Source organism: Chryseobacterium sp. YIM B08800 (assembly GCF_026163565.1).
In the GTDB taxonomy this organism is placed as follows: domain Bacteria; phylum Bacteroidota; class Bacteroidia; order Flavobacteriales; family Weeksellaceae; genus Chryseobacterium.
Genome location: NZ_JAPDKN010000093.1, coordinates 1 through 7,305, shown reverse-complemented (window position 1 = coordinate 7,305; position 7,305 = coordinate 1). Strand labels below are relative to the sequence as shown.

Annotated in this window: 9 protein-coding genes; 7 read left to right on the top strand and 2 right to left on the bottom strand. The window is 30.6% G+C overall.

Translation table 11 applies throughout. From position 1 onward, the window contains the following. Positions 1–320 precede the first annotated feature (320 nt). Positions 321–854 (bottom strand): SRPBCC family protein, encoded by a 534-nt coding sequence (locus OEW74_RS19300; protein WP_265430031.1) that lies wholly within the window; start codon positions 852–854, stop codon positions 321–323. 18 nt (positions 855–872) lie between these two features. Continuing rightward, entirely contained in the window at positions 873–1,223 is a 351-nt protein-coding gene (locus OEW74_RS19295) for a nuclear transport factor 2 family protein (protein WP_265430030.1), read from the bottom strand. A 183-nt stretch (positions 1,224–1,406) separates the two neighbouring features. On the opposite strand from OEW74_RS19295, the gene OEW74_RS19290 reads away from it, so the two are divergent. The 7 genes from OEW74_RS19290 to OEW74_RS19260 all read left to right on the top strand — a co-directional run bounded on the left by OEW74_RS19290 (position 1,407) and on the right by OEW74_RS19260 (position 7,100). Then, entirely contained in the window at positions 1,407–3,464 is a 2,058-nt protein-coding gene (locus OEW74_RS19290) for a M3 family metallopeptidase (protein ID WP_265430029.1), read from the top strand. A gap of 188 nt (positions 3,465–3,652) precedes the next feature. Further along, the gene (locus tag OEW74_RS19285) at positions 3,653–4,063 is read left to right on the top strand and encodes a hypothetical protein (RefSeq protein ID WP_265430028.1); all 411 of its coding nucleotides are present in this window, start codon (positions 3,653–3,655) and stop codon (positions 4,061–4,063) included. Positions 4,064–4,114: 51 nt separating this feature from the next. Further along, a complete protein-coding gene (locus OEW74_RS19280; protein WP_265430027.1) occupies positions 4,115–4,315 on the top strand; it encodes a YqaE/Pmp3 family membrane protein in 201 nt (66 codons plus the stop codon). A 59-nt stretch (positions 4,316–4,374) separates the two neighbouring features. Then, positions 4,375–5,040: a hypothetical protein gene (locus tag OEW74_RS19275; RefSeq protein WP_265430026.1), complete on the top strand. Its 666-nt coding sequence runs from the start codon at positions 4,375–4,377 to the stop codon at positions 5,038–5,040. A gap of 159 nt (positions 5,041–5,199) precedes the next feature. Then, a complete protein-coding gene (locus OEW74_RS19270; protein WP_265430025.1) occupies positions 5,200–5,874 on the top strand; it encodes a DUF4919 domain-containing protein in 675 nt (224 codons plus the stop codon). A gap of 177 nt (positions 5,875–6,051) precedes the next feature. Beyond that, complete coding sequence (locus tag OEW74_RS19265; RefSeq protein WP_265430023.1) at positions 6,052–6,645, top strand: hypothetical protein; 594 nt, start codon at positions 6,052–6,054, stop codon at positions 6,643–6,645. A gap of 77 nt (positions 6,646–6,722) precedes the next feature. Next, positions 6,723–7,100 (top strand): PEGA domain-containing protein, encoded by a 378-nt coding sequence (locus OEW74_RS19260; protein WP_265430021.1) that lies wholly within the window; start codon positions 6,723–6,725, stop codon positions 7,098–7,100. Positions 7,101–7,305: the final 205 nt, after the last annotated feature.

Sequence of the window (7,305 nt, the reverse complement as noted above, 5' to 3'; positions counted from 1 at the left end):
ACTGTTTTCAAAAATCTGAAAACAGTTTGTAAGAAATTAATTCTAACCCGTTGTGCAATTTGAAGACATTTTTAAACACTTTGTATCCAAACTCTTGTATTTCTTTATTAAATGAAATCGAAGATTCGACGAAGTCAAATGCCCTTGTTTGTCTTAAAAAAGAAATTTATCTGAGTGAACTTTGTCTTTCTTAGCGATTAAAAACGCAAGGATAGACAAGGAATTAAAAAAAATTACTGTAATAAAGATAAACAAAGCCGTTTCACTTATTTCCGAAAGACAAAATTTAAAATGTACAATGGGGTAATTCTAAATTATATCTACTTTTCAACCAAAGCTTTGAGTTTGTTAAGACCTTCTTCGTAAGATTTTCCCATTTGGTAATCCATCATCGGTCTCATAATTTTCATCCAGGTTTCCTGTTCGGTATCCATGCTCCAGGTAACTTTTGTAGAATTTCCTTCGGATGTTAAAACAATATCAGAAATTGCCTGTCCTTCGAAAGGTCTTTTGAAAAGCATTTCTGTTTTTTGTTTTTCTCCTGGAATGAGTTCTTTAATTTCCTGACATCCGGCTCCTGCATCATCATTTTTACTGTCCCAGCAATACTTATCTCCTACTTCACCTGAAGTTCCGCTGTAATTAATGGTCATGTTTTTGTCTAATTTCATCCAGGGATTCCATTGGTTAAAAGATTTCATCGAAGCAATTTGCTGCCATACTTTTTCTTTCGGTGCATTCATCACCATCGATTTTTCATAATGGTAATTTTTACCAAAAGCCAATACTGCAACGATTGCATACACCACAACCAGAAGGATAATTCCACCAATAATTTTTAAAATTGTTCGCATAGTTTATAAATATTAAAGTTAGTTTTTCTGCATTAAATAAGAAACCAGTCTTCTGATCAGTCCGTTTTCCATTTCGAAGACATCACAGAAATCAGCATTCAGGATATCGCCATTTTTAAAACTGGCAACCACATTTCCTTCAGCAATCACTACATCATTTTCTTCCGTCATTCTGAAAATAGTGATTTTAGGTTTTCCTGTAAAGTTTTCGTTCTCAATTTCTTTGTCAAACGCTTCTTTTCCGTGATGAAGATAAACTCCGGGCATTTCCCAGATTACATCTTCGGTGAGGCAACTCAGAATCTTTTCATGATTTGTTTCCTGAAAAGAATCCATGTATTTCTGTACGGTCTTTTTGTTTTGAGACATGGTTTATTGTATTTATATCTAAAATCAAAATTAAACATTTCACTACAACACTCTCTTTTCCTATGACAAGAATATTCTTCATTCAGTATTTTTGTCATATATCTTAATCAAGGCATCGTTTTTGTGTACCACATAGACAATTCAAATCAAATAATTAAATTTACATTAATTAAAAATACATCAATGAATATTTTAACAGAAAAATTCAACACACCATATCATTCAGCACCTTTTAATCAAATAAAAAACGAAGATTATCTTCCTGCTTTCAAAGAATTAATTCAAAATTCGGAAGAGGAAATCAACGCAATTGTTAACAATACTGAAGAACCAACTTTTGAAAATACCATTGAAGCATTGGCTTTTTCGGGTGAACAGCTTGATGTAGCTTCCAATATATTTTTTAATTTAAATTCTGCAGAAACAAGTGATGAGTTACAACAAATCGCTCAGGAAGCCTCTCCTATTTTAACTGAATATTCTTCAAAAATTTCTCAAAACGAAGCTCTTTTCAATAAAATCAAAAAAGTTTACGACGAAAAAGAGAAATATAATCTGAATGAAGAACAGCAAATGCTTTTGAATGAAACATATAAAGGTTTTGTAAGAAGTGGCGCTTTATTAAATGAAGAAGACAAAGAAAAATTAAAGAAAATCAGCATGGATTTATCTTTAAAATCGCTTCAGTTCGGGCAAAATGTGCTGGCTTCAACGAATAATTATTTTAAACACATTCCCAACAAAGAAGATTTGGCTGGAATTCCGGAAGCTATTTTAGAGCAATATGCAGAAGAAGCTAAAGAAAGAAATTTGGATGGCTATATTTTGACATTGCAATATCCAAGCTACATTCCGTTGATGACCTATGCTGAAAACCGTGAACTGAGAAGAGAAATTGCCTTGGCAAATGGTAAAAAATCTTTTGACGGTGGAGAATTTGACAATCAGAATTTAATTAAAGAATTGCTTAATTTAAAACAGCAAAAAGCAGAACTTTTAGGCTATACAACTTATGCTGATTACGTTTTGGAGGAAAGAATGGCAAAATCTCCGACAAAAGTTATTGACTTTCTGAATAAACTTTTAACCAAAGCAAAACCTTACGCAGAAAAAGAAATCGAAGAATTAAAATCTTTAGCAAAAGCTGATGGAATTGAGGAAATGCAAGGCTACGACCATGCTTTTTATGCTGAAAAACTTCGTAAAGCAAAATATGACCTAAACGATGAGGAATTAAAACCTTATTTTCCTTTAGATCAGGTTCAGGAAGCTGTTTTTGGATTATCAAAACAACTTTTCGGGCTAACTTTCGTGGAAAGAAATGACATTCCGAAGTATCATGAAGATGTAAAAGTGTATGAAGTTTTTGAGATGGGAAGCGGGAAATCGGAAGATGGAAGTCACAATCCTGAAAAAACTTTTAAATCTTTATTATATGTTGATTACTTTCCAAGAAAAGGTAAAAGAGCCGGAGCTTGGATGACGAGTTATAAAAATCAGTACAAAAAAGAGGGTGAAAATTCTCGTCCACACATTTCTATTGTCTGTAATTTTAGCAAACCAACGAAAGATACACCGAGTTTATTAACGTTCCAAGAGGTGACAACCTTGTTTCATGAATTTGGTCATGCCCTTCACGGAATGTTGGCGAATACACAATATCCGAATCTTTCAGGAACTTCTGTGAAATGGGATTTTGTGGAATTACCTTCTCAGTTTTTGGAAAATTTCTGCTACGAACCGGAATTCTTGAAAACGTTTGCCAAACATTATAAAACCGGAGAAGTTCTTCCTGACGAAAAAATCGAAAAAATCGAGCAATCGAAAAACTTTATGGAAGGTTATCAGACGTTGAGACAAATTGGTTTTGGATTGTTGGATATGAATTACCACACAAAAGTTGAAGAGTTGGAGAATAAAAGTGTGAAAGAGTTTGAGGATAATTATACAAAAGCAACACAGCTTTATCCTGTAAATCCTGAAACTGCGATGAGCCCAAGTTTTTCGCATATTTTCCAAGGTGGATATTCTGCGGGATATTATTCTTACAAATGGGCAGAAGTTTTGGATGCCGATGCTTTCCAATATTTTAAAGAAAACGGAATTTTCAATCCTGAAATTGCTGCAAAATATAAAATTCTTCTTTCTTCCGGTGGAACAAAAGATCCGATGGAATTGTACAAAAGCTTCAGAGGTAGCGAGCCAAAAGTAGAAAGTTTGCTGAAGAGAGCGTTTGGATAGAATTTTTAAAATAATTATAAAACTCCAGAAAGGTGAAAGCTTTTTTGGAGTTTTTTTGTGATTTTTTTAACACATTAGAACATTTGAAGAAATCTATTCGACTGAAAAAATAACATATAATTTTTTTAAATTTTTAATTTTATCATTAATATATTATAAACATCATTATTTTTGACAAAACCATGACTATGAAAATTTTGTTATTCTTTTCATTATTATCTTCCATTATAATTTATTCTCAAAGAAGGAATGACTTTGTAGAATCAGATAAAATTCCTGATTGCAGTTTAATTAATAACGGAAACTTTACTCGAAATGAGAAAAATTCATTGAAAGTAAAATTTCGTAAAAACAAAATGATAGAAATTATAGGCAAAAAAACAGTTATTGTGGAAAGTAGCTTAAGAATGTTGACCAAATGTAAGTTTGAAACCGAGATAAAAAATATTAAAACAAAATATAAAATGACTGATGACTTTATTTATATCGGAAAAAAGACAGTGTATGAAATTGTTGAAACTGGAAAAAACTATATAATTATGGACTATTCTTGTAATGAAGATAGAAACACTTGTTCTGAGATTTTAGAGAAAGAATAAGCAACACAATTATTTTTCTAACTTTAATTTAAAATTATAATCATAAAAATTATGTTACTAGCCATTTTACTACCATTTTTATCATTCATTGTGAGAGGAAAAATCATCACGGGAATTATATGTTTTATTTTGCAAATTACCATTTTGGGTTGGATTCCTGCAGCGATTTGGGCGGCTTTATCGTTACAAAATGAGAGAGCTGAAAAGCGAAATGAAAAATTGATTCGTGCTATGCGTGAAAATAAAAATTAAAATCAACACCTAACTTATTATAAAAGCTATCTTTAATCAAAATAAAACTACATACTAATATGTCAAATTTATTTAATAAGAAAGAACCTCAAGTTACGATCAATTCTGTTTCTGTTCCGGATTTTGGATGGAACAAGGTTGAGGAAAATGATTCCAGAATTGTTTGGGTAAATCCTGAAGAAAGTACATTAATTTCATTAAACTTTTTCGATATTCAACCCGACCTTCCAACAATAAAAAATTTAGATTTTCTGAAAGATTTTTACAGGAACTCGATTTCCGAAGCAAATGGCGGAGTTGTAGAAGTTTCTCTTCTTACGGTAAATAATGTTCCTAGTGTAAAAACTATTTTTAAAATTCCTCAGCCAGAACGCGGAATGACTTATATTGCTTCTGTAACAATTCCTTTTGAAAATTGCAGTTTCGTAATTAAAATTCAAGCTGCAGAAGTTGGAACGACAGGAATCAGAGATGCAGTAGTCTTAAATAAAATGTTAATGAATGGTGAAGTTACAGTGGGTGAAGATCGTTTGGAAAATTGGTTTGAAGATCCCTACAATCCTAATTTCAAAAATGGAACTCTTATGAATAAATCTGAACAGGAAAAATATGACACAGAATTCCCTGAACATCCTTTATCTGTGGCTAGAAGAGCAATTATTGACGCCGTTCGGCAAACTGTTTTCAAACCCGAAATAAATGAAATCGCTGGTTTTAAATATTAATAAAACTTGCGACTCCGATTTCAACGTTTTCATAGAAAAATTTAAAAAACATATCGCCTTATTGAAATAGAAGATCTTACGGATTAGTCTTTTAAAAATCATAATTGAGTTTTACAATTTCTCGTTTTTGCGTAAGTTAGCATTTCAAAAAACACTCAAATGCTAAAACCTTTTCTTTTCTTCTCACTGATTTTTATATCAACTTTTTCTTTTTCTCAACAAAAAGAATACGAAGCTCCCAATTATAAAGTCATTCAGAAAAATATTGAGAATAAAGATTCAGAATTTTATTATCCAAAATTGATGGATAAGCTGAAAGCCAATGATACGCTTATTACCAATGATCAATACAGACATTTGTATTTTGGATATACTTTTCAGAAAGAGTATCATCCGTATAAAATCTCTGAAAATGAAAAAAAACTTATCCCCTATTTTCAAAGTAAGGACTTAAAAAAATCAGATTACGCAGAAATTATAAAAATATCGAATGCTTCATTAAAAGAGTTTCCGCTCAATCTGCGGGTGATGAATTTTCTCGCCTACATTTATCATTTAGATGGAAATGAAGCGATGGCTAAAAAAGTTTCTCATAATTTTTATGGTTTATTCGGCGCTATTTTCAGTTCTGGAGACGGAAGAGATTGTAAAACCGGATTTCATGTAATTGCTGTAAGTCACGAATATGTTGTGATGAATATTTTGCAGTTAGAAACTGCTTCGCAAGGTTTATCGGGTGATTGTGATTATTTAAGTTTAGAAAAAGACAAGTATAAATTACCGGGAGTTTATTTTAATATTACAAAACTCAAGGAAAAAGGGTTTGATTTTTAAAATTAAGGTTTAAGAGATTTTTTTTAACCGCAAAAGAGACAAAAAGATTTTATGATGATATAAGTTATTCAAAAGCTTGCAAAACGATTAAAATTAAGTTTTAACCCTTTATATTCTTTAAAGTTTTCTTTTTTTCAATCATTTCTTTTATGGTAAAAACTGATAGATTCACAAATAATGAAAAAGCTATTTACTCTTTTTTCCATCGTATTATCTTCGGTCATATATTCTCAAAATATACAGACTGAGCTTTTTTTAAATGAAAATCAAATAGAAGAATCATTTAAATCAGATTCAAGAATTGAAAAGCTATTTTCTCAAAACAGTAAAGATTCTATTTTGGTAGTTACTGAGATTAAAAATGACTCTTTATTTTCTATATATGTGAAAAACAATGGGCAAAAAGATGTACTACTTATTCCTCAAGATAATAAACTAACTCTTATTCAGGAAGCTCTCAATCAAGATAAAAAATGGAAACCGATCGAGTTTTGGGTTAACTCTGATTGTGGAATGTCTTATCTAAAAAAGATTAATGTAAAATCTGGCGAAATTATTGATGTAAGCTCAAAAAAATATAAAGGAAACTTTAAAACTAAAATAAGGTTTAAACTATTAATCGGCAAAAAAATTTATTATTCAAACTCTATCGTAGCATCAATCAACGAATCAAAATTTGAAAAATCAATTTGGTATAATCGATTTAAAGAGATGTACTACCCTGATAAAAGTGAAAAAGAAGTTGATAATATTTTGTTTTTAAACAAATAATTTAATTCTGATTGAAGTGAATATTTTTTTATTCAATTTAAAAAATATATTTTCGCAACTTGAAAATTAATCAAAAAATGAAAAAAAAATTATCACTTATTTTAGGTTTAAGCATTGTGCTTTCTACAACCTCTTGCGCAAGTATTTTTACAGGAACTAAAGATTCAATTGCATTTACCTCAACGCCGGAAGGTGCAAAAGTAATCCATAAAGGAAAAGAAAAATGTACAACACCGTGTACGGCAGAAATCCCGAGAGGTTTGGGTAAACAGATGGTAATGTTTGAAAAGGAAGGTTTCCAGACCAAAGAAGTGAAATTGACAAAAACTTTTAATCCGGTAACATTATTAAATATTCTTCTTGGTGGAGCAATCGGTATCGGAATTGACGCTGCAACCGGATCGCTTACAAAATACAGCCCTAAAAGCTATACCGTTGATTTAGAATCTAAATAAATCAATTACTTTTTACAATATTAAAGGAAAATCAGAATTAAATATTTTAATTCTGATTTTCTATTTTAGTTTCTATTTTAATGTTCATTATTTAAAACGCTTTTTAAACTCTTCTTTAGACATTACATAAGTTAAATACTGTTCTACGTTGTAGCGGTATTCTTCTTCTGTAGGAGAAAGGGGAACAGCTTTATTAATATATTTA